The 19568-nt window shown below is 39.1% G+C and carries 13 protein-coding genes, 1 tRNA gene and 1 rRNA gene; 7 read left to right on the top strand and 8 right to left on the bottom strand.

The features are described from left to right. A 5S ribosomal RNA gene (rrf, locus tag EZL74_RS09420) occupies window positions 1–100 on the top strand; the annotation flags it as partial. 287 nt (window positions 101–387) lie between these two features. Here rrf and EZL74_RS09415 read toward each other — a convergent pair. Continuing rightward, window positions 388–2262: a hydrolase/aminopeptidase gene (locus EZL74_RS09415; RefSeq protein WP_131476357.1), complete on the bottom strand. Its 1875-nt coding sequence runs from the start codon at window positions 2260–2262 to the stop codon at window positions 388–390. 101 nt (window positions 2263–2363) lie between these two features. On the opposite strand from EZL74_RS09415, the gene EZL74_RS09410 reads away from it, so the two are divergent. Then, window positions 2364–4400 carry a T9SS type A sorting domain-containing protein gene (locus EZL74_RS09410; RefSeq protein WP_131476356.1) on the top strand — a complete coding sequence of 679 codons (2037 nt, stop codon included), beginning with the start codon at window positions 2364–2366 and terminating at the stop codon, window positions 4398–4400. 85 nt (window positions 4401–4485) lie between these two features. Here EZL74_RS09410 and EZL74_RS09405 read toward each other — a convergent pair whose 3' ends face one another. The 5 genes from EZL74_RS09405 to porU all read right to left on the bottom strand — a co-directional run bounded on the left by EZL74_RS09405 (window position 4486) and on the right by porU (window position 12998). Beyond that, window positions 4486–6114 (bottom strand): pyruvate dehydrogenase complex dihydrolipoamide acetyltransferase, encoded by a 1629-nt coding sequence (locus EZL74_RS09405; RefSeq protein ID WP_131476355.1) that lies wholly within the window; start codon window positions 6112–6114, stop codon window positions 4486–4488. A 3-nt stretch (window positions 6115–6117) separates the two neighbouring features. Continuing rightward, complete coding sequence (gene pdhA / locus EZL74_RS09400; protein ID WP_131476354.1) at window positions 6118–7116, bottom strand: pyruvate dehydrogenase (acetyl-transferring) E1 component subunit alpha; 999 nt, start codon at window positions 7114–7116, stop codon at window positions 6118–6120. A 140-nt stretch (window positions 7117–7256) separates the two neighbouring features. Next, window positions 7257–7739, bottom strand: coding sequence for a cytidine deaminase (gene cdd, locus EZL74_RS09395; RefSeq protein ID WP_131476353.1), 483 nt, complete (start codon window positions 7737–7739; stop codon window positions 7257–7259). A gap of 154 nt (window positions 7740–7893) precedes the next feature. Further along, window positions 7894–9090, bottom strand: a complete 1197-nt coding sequence (gene porV, locus EZL74_RS09390) for a type IX secretion system outer membrane channel protein PorV (RefSeq protein WP_131476352.1) — start codon at window positions 9088–9090, stop codon at window positions 7894–7896. 38 nt (window positions 9091–9128) lie between these two features. Continuing rightward, complete coding sequence (gene porU, locus EZL74_RS09385) at window positions 9129–12998, bottom strand: type IX secretion system sortase PorU (protein WP_131476351.1); 3870 nt, start codon at window positions 12996–12998, stop codon at window positions 9129–9131. Between the two features lie 206 nt (window positions 12999–13204). Between porU and gldJ the strand changes: the two genes are divergently transcribed. Together gldJ and EZL74_RS09375 are read left to right on the top strand one after the other, a co-directional pair. Beyond that, on the top strand, window positions 13205–14923 hold the full coding sequence (gene gldJ, locus EZL74_RS09380) for a gliding motility lipoprotein GldJ (protein ID WP_131476350.1): 1719 nt from the start codon (window positions 13205–13207) through the stop codon (window positions 14921–14923). Between the two features lie 69 nt (window positions 14924–14992). Next, window positions 14993–16276 carry a UDP-N-acetylmuramoyl-tripeptide--D-alanyl-D-alanine ligase gene (locus EZL74_RS09375; protein ID WP_131476349.1) on the top strand — a complete coding sequence of 428 codons (1284 nt, stop codon included), beginning with the start codon at window positions 14993–14995 and terminating at the stop codon, window positions 16274–16276. A gap of 94 nt (window positions 16277–16370) precedes the next feature. On the opposite strand, the gene EZL74_RS09370 is transcribed toward EZL74_RS09375, so the two are convergent. After that, window positions 16371–16448, bottom strand: a tRNA-Val gene (locus tag EZL74_RS09370). Window positions 16449–16531: 83 nt separating this feature from the next. Continuing rightward, window positions 16532–17752 carry a bifunctional folylpolyglutamate synthase/dihydrofolate synthase gene (locus EZL74_RS09365; protein WP_131476348.1) on the bottom strand — a complete coding sequence of 407 codons (1221 nt, stop codon included), beginning with the start codon at window positions 17750–17752 and terminating at the stop codon, window positions 16532–16534. Window positions 17753–17882: 130 nt separating this feature from the next. Between EZL74_RS09365 and EZL74_RS09360 the strand changes: the two genes are divergently transcribed. The 3 genes from EZL74_RS09360 to EZL74_RS09350 are packed head-to-tail and all read left to right on the top strand — an operon-like array spanning window position 17883 to window position 19519. Further along, entirely contained in the window at window positions 17883–18596 is a 714-nt protein-coding gene (locus EZL74_RS09360; protein WP_394345863.1) for a MotA/TolQ/ExbB proton channel family protein, read from the top strand. Then, window positions 18577–18972: an ExbD/TolR family protein gene (locus EZL74_RS09355; protein WP_131476346.1), complete on the top strand. Its 396-nt coding sequence runs from the start codon at window positions 18577–18579 to the stop codon at window positions 18970–18972. The genes EZL74_RS09360 and EZL74_RS09355 overlap by 20 nt, the downstream gene beginning before the upstream one ends. Window positions 18973–18991: 19 nt before the next feature. Next, a complete protein-coding gene (locus EZL74_RS09350) occupies window positions 18992–19519 on the top strand; it encodes a hypothetical protein (protein WP_131476345.1) in 528 nt (175 codons plus the stop codon). The last annotated feature ends 49 nt before the right edge of the window (window positions 19520–19568 follow it).

The following is a 19568-nucleotide window of genomic DNA, read 5'->3' as shown; positions in this document are numbered from 1 at the left end:
ATTGCGTCGGGGCTCACCTCTTCCCATCTCGAACAGAGAAGTTAAGTCCGACTGCGCAGATGGTACTGCAGTAATGTGGGAGAGTATGTCGCCGCCTTTTTTTGGAAACCCTTACTAGAAATAGTAAGGGTTTTTTGTTTTATGTCCTTCGACAAGCTCAGGATGACAAATTTATAAAAGAAATGCTTGACACAAGAGATATTCCCGCTGTAGCACATATTGCGTGAGGGATGGGAGAGGTTACCGTGTAACCCGGACAGCCCGGTTCCTGGCTTTAGACAGGAACACGCCCAATTAAAAAACTCCTCAATTGAGGAGCTTCTTATTTGTTTTAATATTCTTTAGTGTTCACAAAGACTTCCAACCTTATGCGAGAAAAATAGTTTTTTATTTTAAAATTCCGGTAACAGCTTGGACGGTTGTGGCGTGATAGCCTGATTTTGCTTTGTTGAAGATTTGCTTAGCCCAGGTTTTACCTTTGGGTGTTTTAATCATTTCTTTGTATAGAGGCAATAAAGAACCGGTCCGGCTATAAGTGGTCAGAAAGGTTTCGATGTTAGGATATGCGGTCTTGTATTGGTGTTTTATGGCTTGTATGAACCATTGACGTTTGATGACAAAGTTTCCTTTTTGCGTGAAATGAAATTCTTCATCGATGGCGGACATTTCTTTTAGGGTCAGATCTTTCGGGAGGTAATCGATGAAATGTTGTTTTTCATTGGTGGATTTTATTTTTTTGCTCAACCCTTTAATACCAGTTGTTCGCCATGTTTTTTGGATGCCATCAATGGCATTGAAATCTAACGAGATAGGTGTGATGCAATTGTTTGGGATTCCCGGTTTATAAATCCAGTCGTCAAGTTTTATTTTATCGGCTAATGTTTTATCTCCTTTGATTAGATTTTTATTAAAATAGGTTACAAAATCTTCTGTAGTGATGGATTGGAAGGCGTGTGATTTGAAATAGGTAGTAATGAAAGCATCAAACTTTTGGCGTCCCACGGCCGCTTCAACGGTCTGTAAGAAGGCGTATCCTTTTTCGTAGGGAATGTCGCTTAAACCATCATCGGGATTTCTTCCGGTGGTGTTCACTTTTAAGCGGGTGTCTGGGTTGTTGATGCCCAGTTCATCTATATTGTCCTTAAGTACTTTTCTGCTCAGTACATCCTGCATTTTTGCTTCTTGTACTCCAAATACAGCTTCTCCAATGCGGTGTTCTACATAGGTTGTAAATCCTTCGTTGAGCCAAATGTCATCCCAAGTTGCATTGGTCACTAAATTACCACTCCAACTGTGTCCTAATTCGTGGGCCAATAAACTAGTTAATGAACGGTCTCCGGCCAATACCGTTGGAGTCAAAAACGTAAGGTTTGGATTTTCCATTCCGCCATAGGGAAAACTTGGCGGCAGCACAATAACATCATAACGTCCCCATTGGTATTGGCCAAATAGTTTTTCGGCTGCGTTGACCATTTCACCCAATTCGGCGAATTCCCATTGTGCTTTATCAATTACCGAATGTTCTGCATAGACACCGGTTCGTTTGTCAATAGGTTTAAATGTAATATCGCCAACTGCTATTGCCATCAGGTACGACGGAATAGCTTTGTCTTGTTTGAAGGTGTAAATTCCAGTGTCGTTTTTCTGTTGTGGATTTACTGCACTCATTACCGCCATCAGGTCTTTTGGAACAGTAACTTTAGCATTATAAGTAAAACGAATACCCGGTGAATCCTGGCAAGGAATCCAGGTACGTGTCCAGATGCTTTCGCCCTGCGAAAACAAAAATGGTTTCTTTTTATCAGCAGTTTGTTCAGGTTTAAGCCATTGTAGAGCTACACCGTTTTGAGTGGTATTGTAATAAATATTGACTTTAGTTGTGTTTGGTTCGATGATTATATGCAGTGGTCTGCCATGAAATTCTACTTCTTTTCCCAATTTGAATTGGGTGGCTTTTTCTTCATCTCCCAAAGTTACTTTGGTTATGTTTAACGCATTTTCATCAAAGATGATTTCTCTTCCTTTTTCTAAATTTTCAATATCCCATGATGCTTTTCCCGAAATGGTTTGAGTGTTGAAATCAACGTTGATGTCTAAGTCTAAATGTTTAGCTACTGCATTATTTGGCTGGGCAAAGGAATGAAGGTCTTTTGCTTTTTCAGTTTCTATAGCCTTTTGCTTCGCCAATTCGCTGTCGCTCGTGTCTTTTTTTTGACAGCTTATCATGAGAAATAATAAAGAGATAACAAGTGTATTTTTCATATAATGTGGTTATTAACTTTCAACCGTAAAAATAAATCAAAATACTTCTCTTATAAGTGTTATCTGAAATGTTTTTGTATTTTTGGTAAAACACTTACAATATGAGAACAAAGTTAACCTTGATATTTGCTTTTTTTGCCTTTCAATTTTCAGTTGCTAACGCGTTCATGACAGCTGACCCTGTGGCACCCAGTCTTCCTCCATTAATGTATTGCGATTCTAACAATGATGGGTTTGGGGTTTTTAATTTGAATAATCTAAATTCAAGTATTCTGGCAGCACAATCAGGGATTGCTGCAAATTATGTCATAACCTATCATGAAACATCTCTTGATGCTGAAATTGGTAGTAATTCTATAGCAAGTCCCTACTATAATATTAGTCCAAACATTCAGACAGTTTACTACAGGGTGAGCGATATTACAACAAATAGTTATGCTGTTGGCAGTTTTCAGTTAATTGTAAATTTATCTCCAGGGGCTATTGTTCCAAATGATTACCATTTGTGTGATTTTAGTGGAGCTGTTGGGTATGAAACTTTTGATTTGACTGTAGTGATACCAAATGTTTTAGGAACGATAGATCCTGCTACTGTTTCAGTAAATTTTTATGTAGATGCGGGTTTGACTAGTCAGATTGCTAATCCATCAAATTATACCAATTCGACTGTTTGGACCCAAACCGTTTATGTGAGTGTGTTGAACTTGGCAACTGGCTGTTATAGTTCTGTACCACTAAATTTAGTTGTTGATCCATTGCCTCAATTAATAGCTCCGTCATGGCCTTATGCGGTTTGTGATGATGAACAGGATGGGATTGCGGTTGTTGATTTGATGCCATTAGTTCCCGAGTTGCTTAATGGAGGATCTTATAATGTAACTTTTCATGAAACACTTACCGACGCGCAATTATCGGGCACTACTATACCCTTTCCATCTTCTTATGTAACAATTAATCCCTACTATCAAACAATTTATGCAAGGGGGACTAACCCTCTAACGGGATGTTATACTATAATATCAATAGGACTTCAAGTAAACCCCGCACCAATGATAAGTTCTTTGCCATCAGTTGTAGTTTGTGATCAGGATGCACATCCGCAAAGCGGAAGTACACTTGTCGATTTAACCGTTCGAACATCGAATATCCTTGCAGTGCAGCCATTAATAGCTTCGCAATATACTGTGACTTATTATGTGAGTCAGGTAAGTGCTCAATCAAATGTTGCTCCGATTATTAACCCAAGTGCTTATTTTGGTGTTAATGGGCAAACTATTTGGTACCGAGTTGTTCAAAATTCAACCGGATGTTATAATGTTGGAAATTTTCAATTGGTTGTAAATACTGCTCCTCTTGTAACTCAACCTAGTTATCCGCCATATATACTTTACGATTTTGGGAATGATGGTACAGAAACATTTGATTTAACTACACAAATCAGTAATATAGTAATGGGACAATCAGGATGTACGGTTTTCTTTTATCCAAGTTTTGCAGACGCTGTAAATGGTACTAATGTCATATATAATACTTCTGCTTATACCAATGCTCCTATTTACGTTCAAACACTAGGTATAAAGGTTATTAATGCATCAGGTTGTTATGCTATTTCAACTATGGATATTGTAGCATCACAGGAAGTTCCGGCTCCTAACGGCCCTTTTTCGCAAAACTTTTCCGAAGGAGATACTTTGGCCGATTTGATTGTGAGCGGAGTTGATGTGCAATGGTACGCTTCGGCTAACAACAAAATGGCAACAATGTCTTCAATACAACAAGCATTACCCATGAATACGTTATTGGTTGATGGAACTACTTATTATGCTACACAAACTATTAACGGTGTTGAAAGCGATTCCCGTTTGCCGGTAACGGTACACTTGATATTGGGCGTTAATGATGTCGAGATTTTACCTGTTCAATATGCGCCGAACCCGGTTAAAAATAGTTTGAACCTGCAATCGAGCAAACTCTTAAAATCAGTTGCGATTTATTCAATATTAGGGCAAAAAATACACGAGCAGAGTTGCAATGATACTCATCTTATGCTTGACATGTCCCATATGGCAGCCGGAAATTATATCCTAAAAGTGCAAGGAGAAAGCGGACAGAAGACACTGAGAATTATCAAAGAATAGTTATTTTGTTTAAAAGCAATAAAAAACCCATTCAAACAGAATGGGTTTTTTTATAAACATAATTGATTTCAATTTTAATCGCCATTTAAGCTAACATCGTCACCGGATTCTCGAGGAAGATTCTCAAAGTTTGTAAAAACTGAGCTCCTGTGGCACCGTCAACGGTTCTGTGGTCGCACGCTAATGTTAAAGTCATCGTGTTGCCTACTACGATTTGACCGTTTCTTACCACCGGTTTTTCCTCGATGGCTCCTACGGATAAAATCGCAGAGTTCGGTTGGTTGATGATCGAAGTAAACGATTGGATGCCGAACATCCCAAGATTAGAAACCGTAAACGTACTGCCTTCCATTTCGGCCGGAGTCAATTTTTTGTTTTTGGCTTTTCCGGCTAAATCTTTGACCGCTGCTCCAATTTGAGACAAAGTCATTTGGTCGGTAAAATTAAGAACAGGAACTACCAAGCCATCTTCAACAGCAACGGCTACGCCAATATTGACATGATGATTGATGATCATCGCATCTTCTCTCCATTGAGAGTTAACTTGCGGATGTTTTTTCAAGGCCATGGCACATGCTTTTACCACCATATCATTAAATGATACTTTGGTATCAGGTACCGTATTGATTACGGCACGTGATTTCATAGCTTCGTCCATACTAACTTCTATGGTTAAGTAGTAATGTGGTGCCGTGAATTTAGATTCCGCCAAACGACGTGCAATGGTTTTACGCATTTGGGAATTCTTGATTTCTTCGCTGAATTTTTCACCAGCAGGAACAAATGGTTTGACTGCCGGAGCAGTAACCGATTGTGGAGTGCTTGGTACTTCAGTTGCTGTAGTTTGTGGTGCAGAAGCTGACGACGTAAAGTTCTCTACATCACTTTTGGTAATTCTGCCGTTTTCTCCGGTTCCTTTTACTAGAGCTAAGTTGATTCCCTTGTCTTTGGCAATTTGTTTAGCTAATGGTGAAGCAAAAATTCTTCCCGTTGATGTAGTTTCTGTAGAAGCAACTGGAGCAACGGCTGCCGGAGCTGAAGCTGATTCAGCACCTATAGGAGTAGAAGTGCTGCCTTTTTTAAAGTTTTCGGCCACACCGGTAATGTCAGTACCGGCAGGTCCGATGATAGCTAAAACGCTGTCAACCGGAGCGGATTGTCCTTCGTTAATTCCAATATATAATAAAGTACCGGCATTGAACGATTCGAACTCCATGGTGGCTTTGTCGGTTTCAATTTCCGCCAAGATATCCCCTTCTTTTATTTCGTCACCCACTTTTTTCAACCAAGTAGCTACCGTTCCTTCGGTCATGGTGTCGCTTAGACGTGGCATGGTTACGACTACTACCCCTTTTGGTAAAGAAGTTGGAACTGATGATACTGCTGGCGCTTCTGTAGTCTGGGCTACAGTTTCGGCTTTGGCTTCAGGAGCAGCGGGTGCTGAACCTCCGGCAAGCAAAGCGGAGATGTCTTCACCTTCGTTACCAATAATGGCCAAAAGTGAGTCGACGGCAGCGGTTTCGCCTTCTTTAATTCCAATGTATAATAGAGTCCCGGCGTTGAACGACTCAAATTCCATGGTCGCTTTGTCGGTTTCAATTTCTGCTAAAATATCGCCTTCAGAAACTTTGTCGCCCACTTTTTTCAACCAAGTAGCAACGGTTCCTTCCGTCATGGTGTCGCTCAAGCGCGGCATGGTTACTTTTGTTGCCATAAATTATAGTCTGTGAGGGATGAAAGGATAATTTTCTTGTTCGTACACGACATCGTATAATTGTTGTGCTTCCGGGAAAGGCGATTCTTCGGCGAATGTGGCACACTCTTCAACCAAATCTTTCACTCTTTCGTCTATCACTTCAATTTCGGCATCAGTGGCAAACTTGTTTTCTTTGATGATATCCAAAACCTGCGTAATTGGATCTATTTTTTTGTATTCGTCTACTTCTTCTTTAGAACGGTACAATTGGGCATCTGACATCGAGTGTCCTCTGTAACGGTATGTTTTCATTTCCAGGAAAGTAGGTCCGTCACCGCGACGCGCTCTTTCGATGGCTTCGTGCATGGCTTCGGCTACTTTTACAGGGTTCATGCCGTCTACCGGTCCGCAAGGCATTTCATAACCTAACCCTAGTTTCCAAATATCGGTGTGGTTGGCGGTTCTTTCTACCGAAGTTCCCATGGCATACCCATTATTTTCACAAATGAAAACTACCGGCAATTTCCATAACATGGCCATGTTAAACGCTTCGTGTAGCGATCCTTGGCGTGCCGCACCGTCACCAAAATAGGTAAGGGTTACACCGCCGGTATTAAAATATTTATCGGCAAAGGCCATACCGGCACCCACCGGAATTTGTGCTCCTACGATACCGTGACCTCCGTAAAATCCGTGTTCTTTAGAAAAGATGTGCATGGAGCCTCCCATACCTTTAGAGGTTCCGGTTACTTTTCCGAGTAATTCCGCCATAACCGCTTTGGGGTCAACCCCCATGCCGATAGGCTGAACGTGATTACGATAGGCCGTAATCATTTTGTCTTTAGACAAGTCCATAGCGTGTAAAGCGCCAGCTAAAACGGCTTCTTGTCCGTTGTATAAGTGAAGAAATCCTCTAACTTTTTGTTGAATATATAGTGCGGCAAGTTTGTCTTCAAACTTTCTCCAAAACAGCATGTCTTCATACCATTTTAAATAAACGTCTCTGGTTACTTCTTTCATTTTTTACTTTTTACTAAAGCGTTATTAAGTTCTAAATAGGATTCAACGCAAAATGGTTCACTCACTCACAAATTTGCGAATGGCAAAAGTAAAACATTCCCCGTAAGAAGTAAAATTTAAAACCGTAATTTTTACCTTTTCTACAGGAAGTTTTTATCGAAACTCAACGGGAGTAAATTTTTAATCGAATCCGATTTGTAGACTTCTCCGGTTTCGCCCATAAAATAAATTTCAATTGGAGTATCTTGTTTGAATTCATACTCCGAAATGGATTGTCGGCATGCTCCGCAAGGTGGAATCGGCGATTTGGTTTCGTTGGTGTCTGATGCGGCGGAAACGGCTAACTTCACAATCTTTGCATCAGGATAAATGGCGCCACTTTGAAAAATGGCTACTCTCTCGGCACAAAGTCCGGAAGGATAGGCAGCATTTTCCTGATTGGATCCTAAAACAATTTTGCCGTTATCCAAAAGCAAGGCAGCGCCTACACGAAATTTAGAATAAGGAGCATATGCTTTTTTTCTGATTTCTACAGCTTGCTGCATTAATGCCTGAACTTCCTGCGGCAATTCGGCTGCCGATGAAAATACCGTGAACGAAGTGTTGATGTTTATTTGTTTCATTCGAATTGAGAAATTTTTTTGTTGGTAAACGAAACAACTGTTGTTGCGCTTTGTTTTATGTTGCAAGATTTAAAAAGTTGTTTCATTATTGAGGAAAAAAAATCCAAATTTCAAAAGCAGAAATTTGGATATTGTTTTTTGTATTTATTGACTATTAATAATCATCGTATTTTTCACCAAAATTAAAGGTTAAGGAGAAGCGAAGTGTATTTTCCAGCGGATTTTTCACTTTGGATGCTGAGAACAAATAAGACACATCTACTTTTACCACATTATATTTGAATCCGGCTCCTAAAGAAAAGAACTGTCTGTATCCCTTGATAGGACTTTCGTGAAAATAGCCTAAGCGGAAAGCAAATGAATCTTGGTATAAATATTCGGCTCCTACCGAATAGGTGAATTCTTTAAGTTCTTCACTGAACCCGCCCGGCGCATCATTGAATGATTTGAAGATACCCGAAACCCAGTTGATTTTGTTGTAATCAATTTGCTGTTGTTGGTATAGTGCTGTTTCATCAGCTCCTGAAATCTGGCCATCTCCGTTGATATCGGCACTTTGCGGAGTTGGTACCAATAATTTGGCCAATTCTACGTTAAGCGAAACTTTGTTGTAATCGTCAAATATGAAATCATACCCGGCACCCAGTCTCATGTTGGCAGGAAGGAAGTTGGCACTATTGTCATCAGAGGCTCCGGCATCATAGTTGATTTTCGGACCTAAATTCTGAAAGTTAAACCCAAGTCGTAAACGCCCGTTGAAATCAGACAAAGCAGTTTCTTCACCCTGATAAAAACCGGCAATGTCTACGGCAAATGTTGAGGCCGGTTTGGCATCGCCACCAGCACTGGCATCAGCAATTCTAAGAGCAGAACGAATGTATCGTCCGGCTACAGCCATCGAAAAACGATCACTCAATTTCAAAGAGTATGAACCGTCAAAGGCCAATTCGCTTGGCTTTACTATTTGAGGTATATCATTAGCATTTTGTCTCAACTCTATCTCGCCTAAACCAAAATAACGCAAACTAACGGCAAAGGCACTTCGCTCATTGATGCGATTATAGTAGGTGGCTTGCCCGAGTGAAATGTCATTCACTAAATCGGTCAAATAGGGCGTGTAACTGGCCGTGAATCCTTGCTTGTCAGTAGCGAAAGCATATTTGGCGGGATTCCACTGTTGCGAAAAAGCATCTGATGAAGTAGCTACTCCCTGATCGGCTAAACCTGCCGCACGGGCATCAGCTGCTACTAAAAGGAAAGGAACTCCGGTTGTGATTACTCTGCTGTCCTGTTGGGCGTTGATAGATGGTATTGTGGTTAGTAGTAATAGTACTGCTGCAATTTTTTTCATTATCAATATTAATAAAAGTTAACAAATATAGTATTTTCCTAAAGGATTACAAGTTTTTCTATTTTTTCTGCTTTTTTATTCGACAAAGTGGACTTTACGGTCAGTTTATAGACATAAACTCCTTTTCCGATGCGGTCTCCGAAATCATCTTTTCCGTCCCAGGTTATTTCTCTTGAAAGAAAGCCGTCATTGGTCACGGTTTGGTTTTTGGTCCATACTATTTTTCCGGTTATGGTCATGACTTGTACCTGAACCTCCAGAGGTTCGAAAGGTTTGTTGTGAGAAAACCAAAATTCGGTATAATTCACAAACGGATTCGGGTAATTCAACACATGATCGAGTGTGACATTCTCATCGCCAACCACCACAAATTGTATTTCTGCAGTTATCGGATTATTGTATACATCCCAAGCTTTAAACGTTACAGTATGCAGACCCACTGCTAAATTTCGGAAAGGGAAATAGACGCGGCCTCGGGTGTAATCATTCAGTTCGGTTTGATAGTAATCATTCATGATGTAAGGCTTGGTTTCATCTCCGTCCAGTATGCCTACAATGTCATGTCCAATGCCGCTCGCGGTATTGATTCCGTGTTCGTCTTCCAACAATGCTAAAAGAAATGGGGATTTGTTAGTTATGCCTCCATTGACGAAAGTTTCATCATTCATATACAGTTTTACTCTGGGACCGGTGACATCGGCCACAGCGTTGGTATTGATGCCGCCTATTTTTATATCTGTATTAAAACCGGTGTTGTCCGATAAAGGTTGATTTCTTTTGGCATAAAAGCTGATTCGACCATTGGCCACCGGAATTCGGATGTCTCTCGGTACTACAAATCCAAATTCAAATTTACCGTTGGCAACGGAAGCATTACCTCTGAAAATGGTTTCGCCTAAATTGGTAAAATTAATAGGAGGGCTCATGCCATCATTGTTTAAAGTGGCACGGATGATGTTTTTGTCGAAAATATTTACCGAAAGGTCTCCGTTGTATGTGGGTAAAAGATTGTTGTTTTCATCCCGAACTTCACCCGTCAGTTTGACGTAAGCCAGCGATTGTAAATCATCAATCGGACCGGTAATCGGCATGTCGTTTACTTTGGTTAAAACCACTTTAGGTTTCGGAATGGCCAACATCAAAGCGGGATCGCCTAAATAAAAAACTACGTTTGTGGCGGTGTTAGAACCGGCTGCTTTGGCCAATCGCAGAGCCTCTGCTATGGTAGGGTATTCATTAGAATTATAAGCAAACAGATACTGGGCTATTTTGTCGTTGAAAATCTCTGCGTTCAACTGTCCGATAGACCGTACTGTGGTAATCATGGATATGGCTCCGCCTTTAGGGTTCCAGTAGGTGTATTCACCGGCAGTTGGTCGGTATGGATTATCAAATCTTGAAAAGTCACATGTAATGGTAATGAACAGTGGGTATTTGTATCGGTTGTTCAGGTTTTGTCCGTCTGATTTTTCCCAAATGCGTTCGCCCGACAGTCCGTCTTCACCACCGTGCCCCAAATAGTTAAAAACTAAAGCGCCTTTTTCAAAAGCCGCAAAAATTTCTTCACGGGCTTTTGGGTATCTTTTTCCGCCTGCAGAGGTTTCCTGCTCGTATGAATCTAAAAGGATTTTTTTAAAGTTGATAAATGGCTTTTGGTTGACAATAGTGTCCGTCAGATTGTTTTGTTTGTTTTGCAGTGAAGCATCTGAAGGTTTGTCGGTGTCATCTGCAATGGCCACATAGTTATTGCGCCAACTGCCAAATGATTTTACATCGTGGTATTCTATAACTTTATTAACCATTTCATCAGCTTGTTCCGGACTGCTCACAATCATCCTGCCCACGGCAATGTCGATTCCGCCTATGTCATAAGTAATAGAAATAGTTCCCGAAGCAGGAGTGGAGCCATAGTCGATTCTCCCTTCATCCGAATCCATCATGGTGTAAAAATCATCCGAAGCAAAAGAAGCTTCGCTCTCGGTGTAGCTGTTCAGTGCTTGATAGATGGGTACTATGTTGGTGTTGTTTCTCGTGCGGTCTTTAAAATCGTAAGAGGCATCGCCAAACAAGTTTACATATTTCACTCGCTTGTCGATATCAGAAGCGTTAAAATAAACATACTTGATGAAGTTTCTTATGGCGCCAATGTCTTGTTTGCCTGAGCCGAATTCCTGGTAAATGGTTTCAAGGTTCACCACTTTAACTTTCATATTTGAATGTCCTCTGTGAAAGTTGGCTAATTTCTCGGCCTGTGAATTTAGAATTTTAGGTGTAATGATTAAGTAGTCAATATCCTGAAACTGACCCTGGGCGTTTGTTAAAATTGTGCCTTTCAGATTTTGGTTGTCAACTTTGGTTTTGGAGTCTTTTAGCGGAGTAAAATAATCCTGTTTATCAACAACAATGTATTTTCTTATTTCTCCCAGATTTGATTTGAACGCGAAAGAGTTTTGAGCGGCATTGTCTGTTTTGGTTACATTATAGATGTCGGTGATGTCCCAAATTTGACTGATACTTGCAGCATTTCCAATTTGATATTCTCCAACCCCGAATAACGAAGCCGCCTGATTAAATTGAAATTTAAACTGTTTGCCGTTGCCTAGCAGGTTTCTTTTGGCATTGATGGTAATGTAATCCAGGTAACCGTTTGAGCTTGGAACGCCGCTGTTGTCGTAACTGATTTTTACAGTTATATCTTCTGAACTGACATTGGTGGTTGCCGAAAGATATTGGTCTAAAGCTTCGGTGCCTGAGTTGGCAGATAGTGCTCCGAAATTCATGGTTCCTAACAATTGACTGTTGGCTTCAATTTTAAATTTTGTTGCCACCGAAGCAGCTGTAGCAGCGTGTACGCTAACTGTGATAGGTGAAGAAGTTACAATGTTGGGGATTTTAAATTTGAATTCCTGTTCGTTGTTTATCCCGAATTGTTCACCAAACCAAATTCGTCCTAACTTTACAATATTGATATTGTCTGTTTCGTAAAACTGATAATCATCAAAAGTGTTTATAGTCGTCGTCGTGGCAGCACTTGGTTGAATCATATCGGTCATCCTTTTGCCCATGCCGCCTTGTGCAGTTACGTAGTAATAAGATTTGTCGGCATAAATGTTCAGATGACTTTTGTACTCATCATTCCAATTGTCCATCCCTTCGGCATAAAAGAGAATGTAGTCGGAGCTATCAAATTTGCCATCTTCTTCACCAATAAATTGTATAGCATTTTCGGCTAAATCCATCGGATAATTTTCTGCATTTTGTAAAGGCAGCATTCTTCCTCCGTTTCCGTAAATCTTTATCTTTCTGGGGTCTCCTCCGGTGTCAAGTCCTAAGCTTTCCAAAAATCCCTTGGTGATTTTATACACTCCCGATTTTTGCACATAAAAACGATACCAATTGCCGGTATTTAATACCGAATTTTCAATTGCAGTTACATTATTGGCAGTAATCGTGTTTTTGAAAGACGGACTCGATGAAACGGAATAAGTAAAAGACGTTAATTTCTTAAAAGAATTTCCTTCTCTGACTATTGGGGAGATGGTGATTTGGCCGTAATTTTTATCGCGTGCAGTGCTGTTTTTGAAGGAGTATTTGAACGATGTTGGAATGTCTTTGACTGAAAGATCACCCAGTTGGTTCTCTGTGATAGGTTCAAACACCGGATTACTGATTTGAAATGCACTTTCATTTATGCGATTGTTCAGCGGAATCCTGAGTGTAAATTTTACGGTTCTGGTATAGCTGTCAAAGAAAAAATTCTCACCGTTAAATTGAGGTACAGTAAACGAGTAATCGCCAAAGGATAATTCTTTTTTTTCGGTCCAGTTTACAGTTACAAGCCCATGTTCCTGAGCTATGGTCAGGCCGGTGTATAATAAGAATAGGAAGGTGGTAATTGTCTTTTTCATGTTACAAGTAAACGGATTTTTACTCAAAATAGTATAAGAGCATAAAAAAAATTTTTTTTTAAGTCGAAATACAATAAAACTTTTAATTTTGCGTTTCTATATGAAATCGCCTGCGAATGGCGAATTTAGTATTAATTTAAAAAAGGTGTTGCAATTTAATCGTTAATTCTTATATTGCGCCACGAAATTTATTACCTACTAAGAGTATGAAAGTAAACAAAATTATTGCTGTAAAATTATTGCTGTCATTAGTAATGATTGTTGGTTTTACAAGTTGTAGTAAAAAATCCGATTCTAAAGGCGGTTCAAAGGCTACCGGTTGGAAAATCAACGACAAAAAAGGTGGTTTTCAATACGCTTCTAAATTCAAAAAGCAAGCTACAGGACCTGGTTTAGTAATGGTAGAAGGAGGAACATTTACCATGGGTAAAGTTCAGGATGATGTAATGCACGATTGGAACAATACTCCAAATCAACAGCACGTAATGTCTTTCTATATGGATGAAACCGAAGTAACTAATTTAATGTATATGGAATACTTGGATTGGTTAAAAAGAGTATACCCTCCGGATCAGGAAAATTACAAAAACATCTATGAGGGAGCTTTGCCGGATACATTGGTGTGGAGAAACCGTTTAGGATATAATGAAACGATGACGAACAACTATTTGAGACATCCGGCTTATGCTGAATATCCTGTAGTTGGAGTTAACTGGATTCAGGCTACTGAGTTTTCTATCTGGAGAACAGACCGTGTGAACGAGAAAATTTTAGAAGAGCAACGTTATTTGAAGAAAGATGCAAAAGTTACTGATGTAAGCGCTGAGAAAGTGTTCAGTACTGAGGCTTACTTAGCTTCACCATCAACAGCGATGGGTGGAGATGATAAAATTGTGTTGAAAAAAGGACAAAAACCTGGAGCGGCTCCTAAGGCTTCGGCTTCAGGAAGTACTAATACTCAAGGGAACAGTCCTAGAAACGTATACGCACAAAGAACTTCCGGTTTAATCTTACCGGAATACAGATTGCCAACTGAGGCTGAGTGGGAATATGCTGCGGCAGCAGATGTGGGCCAAAGAGAATATAACGCCTACAAAGGACAAAAGAAATACCCTTGGTCAGGAAGCTACACCCGTTCAGGAAAAAGACAGGTTAGAGGTGATCAATTGGCTAACTTCAAACAAGGAAAAGGTGATTACGGCGGAATTGCAGGATGGTCTGACGATGGTGCTGATATCACTAACAAAGTTAAATCGTATCCGCCAAATGATTTTGGTTTATATGATATGGCAGGTAACGTAGCCGAATGGGTTGCGGATGTTTACAGACCAATTGTTGATGACGAAGCTAATGACTTCAACTACTACAGAGGTAACGTATACATGAAAAACAAAATCGGTGACGACGGAAAAGTGGAGTTAGTTACAGCTGAAACACAAAAATTTGATACGTTGCCAAACGGTAAAATTGTGGCCAGAAATTTACCAGGTCAAATCGCTCAAGTACCGGTTGATGAGAAAGAAACTTACTTGAGACAAAATTTTGACAAGTCTGACAACAGAAACTATCGCGATGGTGATAGACAATCAACAAGATATTTCAAGTTTGGTAACTCTGAAGATGGTGATGAAAAAGGAAAAATGAAAGATGATCAAAGAATGTATGACTCTCCTAAACACAATGTGTCTACAGATAGTTTAGGAAATATGATCAGAAAATATGATAAGTCAAATAAAAGAACGACTTTGATTAATGATGATGTAAGAGTATACAAAGGAGGTTCCTGGAGAGACAGAGCTTACTGGTTGGATCCTGCACAAAGAAGATACTTCCCTCAGGACATTGCAACAGACTACATCGGATTCAGATGTGCGATGTCGAGAGTAGGTCCTAAAGCCGACAAAAAGAAAAGAGCAAGAAACTAAGTTTTAGTTTGTGAATAACAAAAAAGCCCTTATTTTTAAGGGCTTTTTTATTTTAAAACCTTTTGATATATGACTATTCAGGAAATACACGAGTTATTTTTAACGTGTACTAAAGTTTCGATAGATACCCGTAAGATTGAGCCTAATTCATTTTTCGTAGCCCTCAAAGGAGATCGTTTCGATGCTAATACTTTTGCTGCTGAAGCACTTAAGAAAGGTGCTGCTTATGTTATAATTGATAATTCAGATTATTACATTGACCATAGAACCATTTTGGTAGAGAATAGTTTGGTGGCTCTTCAGGAGCTGGCTAAATTCCACAGAAACTACTTGAAATTACCAATCATCGCTCTAACCGGTAGTAACGGAAAAACCACCACTAAGGAATTGATTAATGTGGTGTTGTCAAAAAAGTTTACCACTGTTGCTACTGTTGGTAATCTTAACAATCATATTGGTGTTCCTATGACACTCTTGTCGTTTACCTCAAAAACAGAGATTGGAATTGTTGAAATGGGAGCCAATCATCAAAAGGAAATAGAGTTTTTATGTGAAATTGCTCAACCTGACTATGGCTATATTACCAACTTCGGAAAGGCGCACTTAGAGGGGTTTGGTGGAGTTGAAGGCGTAATAAAAGGGAAAAGTGAAATGTATTCTTATCTGAAGTCAAATCAAAAAAAGGTCTTTGTAAATCTGGATGATGCAATCCAAAATGACAAAACTGCCGGTTTTAATCGAATTACTTTCAGTCAAAAAGATGAAAAGGCCACGGTTTTTATAAAAAGTGTATCGGCTAATCCATTTGTCAAGATTGAGGCTTTGGGTGTTGTTATTGATTCTCATTTAATCGGGTTGTATAATGCTAATAATATCAACGCTGCCATTACCATAGGTGTTCATTTTGGAGTTTTGGTCAATGATATCAAAGATGCTATAGAAAGTTATGTGCCCGAAAATAATCGTTCGCAATTAATGACTAAAGGATCTAACGAAATCATATTGGATGCTTATAACGCTAATCCTAGTAGTATGAAGGTGGCTTTGGAAAATTTTATTCAGTTGGGTAAAACGAATCAAATGGTTGTTGTTGGTGATATGTATGAGTTGGGAGTAGAAAGTCTGGCAGAGCACAAGGAAATAGTCCGGTTTTTAAACGATCACAGTTCGTTTGAATGTCATTTTGTAGGAAAAGATTTTTTTGCAAATGCAGTGGATAACGAGCGTTTCCATTTTTACAGTTCTTTTGATGATTTTGCCCGGTATTTAGCAGACAACAGGATTGAAAATAAAATGCTGCTGATTAAAGGGTCCAGAGGGATGGCTTTAGAACGGACGTTAGATTATTTATAAAAAAGATAAACTCCTCAGGTTACTGAGGAGTTTTTTTATGTGGATAAAGATTTGATAAAAATAAAAAACCTCATCATTACTGATGAGGTTTTGATGGTGGGCGATGAGGGATTCGAACCCCCGACCCTCTCGGTGTAAACGAGATGCTCTGAACCAACTGAGCTAATCGCCCTAGTGCTTTAAGTCATTACTTCCTTATTGCGAGTGCAAAGATACACTAGTTTTTTACTTCTGCAAGGATTTTTTAAAAAAAAATTATAAAATTTCTGCAACGACGAAAGTACTTCCCCCAACATAAATAAAGTCGTCAAGGCTTGCTTTTTTTATAGCGTCCTGATAAGCATTTGATACAGAATTATATATTTCGCCTTTAAGTTTAAATTCTGCTGCTTTTTCTTTTAAAATTTCGGCATCTAATCCGCGAGAAATATTTGGCTTGCAGAAATAATATTTTGCTTTTTTGGGGAACAACGGAAGGATTTCTTCCAAATTCTTGTCGTTTACCATCCCCAAAACGATGTGAAGTTCATCAAATTTTTCTTTTTGCAGTTGGTTGAGTACAATTGAAAGTCCGTGGGCATTGTGTGCCGTGTCACAAATAATTGTTGGATTGCTTCCCAGTTGCTGCCATCTTCCCTGAAGCCCGGTATTTTTAATCACATTCAAAAAGCCATTTTTAATCGCCTTCTCCGGAATCGTTAAGAGTTTTTTTTCATTGAGTATTTTCAATGTTTGCAAAACCGTCTTTTTATTGTGGTATTGGTAATCGCCCAGCAAGGCAGACGGATATGTTTCCTGAATCAAATCAGATGCGAAATAAATTTCGGATTGGAGTTCTTTGGCTTTTGCTTCAAAAACCGGTTTGGTTTCTGGAACATATTCGCCAATCACAACCGGGATTTTACTTTTTATGATTCCGGCTTTTTCAAAAGCAATAGCTTCTAAAGTAGTACCCAGAAATTGAGTGTGGTCTAATCCGATGTTGGTAATAACAGAAATCAAGGGCGTGATGATGTTGGTAGAGTCCAAACGGCCGCCCATGCCAACTTCAATAATATTGATGTCGGTTTGCTTGTTTGCAAAGTAATCAAAGGCCAAGCCAACAGTCATTTCAAAAAAGCTCAATTTGTTGGCTTCAAAAAAAGACAAGTTTTTATTGATAAAGTTGCATACATATTCTTCGGTTATGTGTGTCCCGTTGATGCTGATGCGTTCCCGAAAATCTTTTAAATGAGGTGAAGTGTACAATCCTACACTATATCCGGCTTCCTGTAAAACGGATGCCAATAGGTGAGAGGTAGACCCTTTTCCGTTGGTTCCTGCCACGTGTATGCATTTCAAATGTTGTTCCGGATTTCCTATATGATTAGCTAGTAAAACAGTATTGGTAATGTCTTTTCGATAGGCCGTAGCACCTTGTGTTTGGTACATTGGCAGTTTGTTAAACATCCAATCAAGGGTTTCTTTGTAGTTCATAATTTTCGTAAAAAATTAACCAAGGGTTATACTTTTTTATCTATTTTTTCGTTTATATTGTCAGGCGTATTTGAGGAATACAAAATTGATATTATTTTCAGAATTAATAGCCAAAAAACAGATAAATATGATAAGTACATTTTTGCAGTTACAAGTTGATACTCTTGCACAAACTCTGCCTACAGCGACTCCGGCCAATCAGGCTTTAACCAATGAAGTTTCCGTTTTAGAGTTTATTTTTAAAGGAGGTCTTTTCTTAATTCCGATTGCTATTTTGTTATTCTATACGCTTTATATCATTTTTGAACGCTATTTGTACATACATAAAGCCGCTAAAATTGATGCACATTTGATGTCAGATGTTCGTAATCATTTGAATAATGCTAATATAGAATTGGCGGTCTCTGCTGCGGAAAGAAGCGGGAATGCGCAAGGAACCATTATCAAAGAAGGTGTGCTTACCATAGGAAGACACATCAATGAAATTGAGTCAAACATGGAGCGCGCTGCTAATATCGAAATCGGGTACATGGAGAAGAAATTAGGACAATTAGGCTTGATTGCCGGTATTGCGCCTACATTAGGATTCATCGGTACGATTTCGGGAGTTATTAAAATTTTCTACAGCATCTCAGTAACCGAAGACATCAGTATCGGTAATATCTCAGGAGGGTTGTATGAAAAAATGATCAGTAGCGGTGCCGGACTTATTGTTGGGATTATTGCCTACAGTGCTTACCATTTGTTCAACGGAAAGATTGATAATTTTTCCCTGGCAATTCAAAAACAAGTGTTAGAATTCATCAATATAATTCAAAGACCAAATGGCTATAAAGCGAAATAAACGATTTCACGCAGAAGTCGCTACTTCCTCTTTGAGCGACATTATGTTCTTCTTGTTGTTGTTCTTTTTGATTATTTCAACTTTGGCCAATCCTAATGTTATCCGAATGACATTGCCAAAATCAAAAACAAATGAAAAGACCAACAAACAACTCATTACGTTATCAGTAACAGAAGAAAAGCGGTTTTTTGTAGATAAAGAAGAAGTAGGTTTTGATCAGTTAGAGGCCAAACTTTTGTCGAAAATGGATCCTGCCAAAGATCAAACCGTGGTTATCCGAATTCCGGCCACCATGCAGGTACAGGATTTGGTTGATGTACTTCAAATAGGGGTGAAGAACAAACTTAAATTTGTGATTGCTACCAGTCCGAAATAAACCACTAAAACAGCATACTATGAAATTAAAAGCACTCTTGTTATTGGCTTTTGTCAGCTTGACAACTTTTGCACAGGATACCGAATTTAAATTTGCAAAAGAAGGATTGACCGATTTTATTGTCGGTAAATACGAAGGTTCAGCCAAAGAACTGTACGGCCGTACAATGGGATGGATAAAGGAAAATAAAGGATACAGTGTAGTGTCTTCTGTTGAAAATGAGAAGATAACTTTTAAGGGCAAAAAAGATCCTTTTATTTGCAGCAAAGCAGGCGGAACCAATGTGTGTACAATTGCCACGTTTGTTATCGAAATCACCTTTAAAGAGGGAAAATATAAATTTGACCCGATTAGTTTGGAAGAGTTTGACCGAAAAGAAACTACGACTCCGCAAAATCTGAATGATTTTTCTAATTATTATAATAAAGACGGTTCGTTAAAAAAATACAAAGACAACGTGCCGGCTGCCTATGAAGATTTGTTCAACGGTGTAAATAAAAATTTATTAGACTATATGGACAAAAAGAAGAAAGCTGAAGAATGGTAATGGTCTAAAAAAGCAACAAAAAATCCCGATGTTAATCGGGATTTTTTGT

The sequence above is a fragment of the Flavobacterium silvisoli genome (assembly GCF_004329815.1).
GTDB lineage: Bacteria > Bacteroidota > Bacteroidia > Flavobacteriales > Flavobacteriaceae > Flavobacterium > Flavobacterium silvisoli.
This window is presented reverse-complemented; position numbering and strand designations above follow the sequence as displayed.

Coding starts and splice junctions, on each gene's coding strand:
- EZL74_RS09415 (WP_131476357.1), bottom strand. CDS start 2,262: ATGAAAAATACACTTGTTATCTCTTTATTATTTCTCATGATAAGCTGT.
- EZL74_RS09410 (WP_131476356.1), top strand. CDS start 2,364: ATGAGAACAAAGTTAACCTTGATATTTGCTTTTTTTGCCTTTCAATTT.
- EZL74_RS09405 (WP_131476355.1), bottom strand. CDS start 6,114: ATGGCAACAAAAGTAACCATGCCGCGCTTGAGCGACACCATGACGGAA.
- pdhA (WP_131476354.1), bottom strand. CDS start 7,116: ATGAAAGAAGTAACCAGAGACGTTTATTTAAAATGGTATGAAGACATG.
- cdd (WP_131476353.1), bottom strand. CDS start 7,739: ATGAAACAAATAAACATCAACACTTCGTTCACGGTATTTTCATCGGCA.
- porV (WP_131476352.1), bottom strand. CDS start 9,090: ATGAAAAAAATTGCAGCAGTACTATTACTACTAACCACAATACCATCT.
- porU (WP_131476351.1), bottom strand. CDS start 12,998: ATGAAAAAGACAATTACCACCTTCCTATTCTTATTATACACCGGCCTG.
- gldJ (WP_131476350.1), top strand. CDS start 13,205: ATGAAAGTAAACAAAATTATTGCTGTAAAATTATTGCTGTCATTAGTA.
- EZL74_RS09375 (WP_131476349.1), top strand. CDS start 14,993: ATGACTATTCAGGAAATACACGAGTTATTTTTAACGTGTACTAAAGTT.
- EZL74_RS09365 (WP_131476348.1), bottom strand. CDS start 17,752: ATGAACTACAAAGAAACCCTTGATTGGATGTTTAACAAACTGCCAATG.
- EZL74_RS09355 (WP_131476346.1), top strand. CDS start 18,577: ATGGCTATAAAGCGAAATAAACGATTTCACGCAGAAGTCGCTACTTCC.
- EZL74_RS09350 (WP_131476345.1), top strand. CDS start 18,992: ATGAAATTAAAAGCACTCTTGTTATTGGCTTTTGTCAGCTTGACAACT.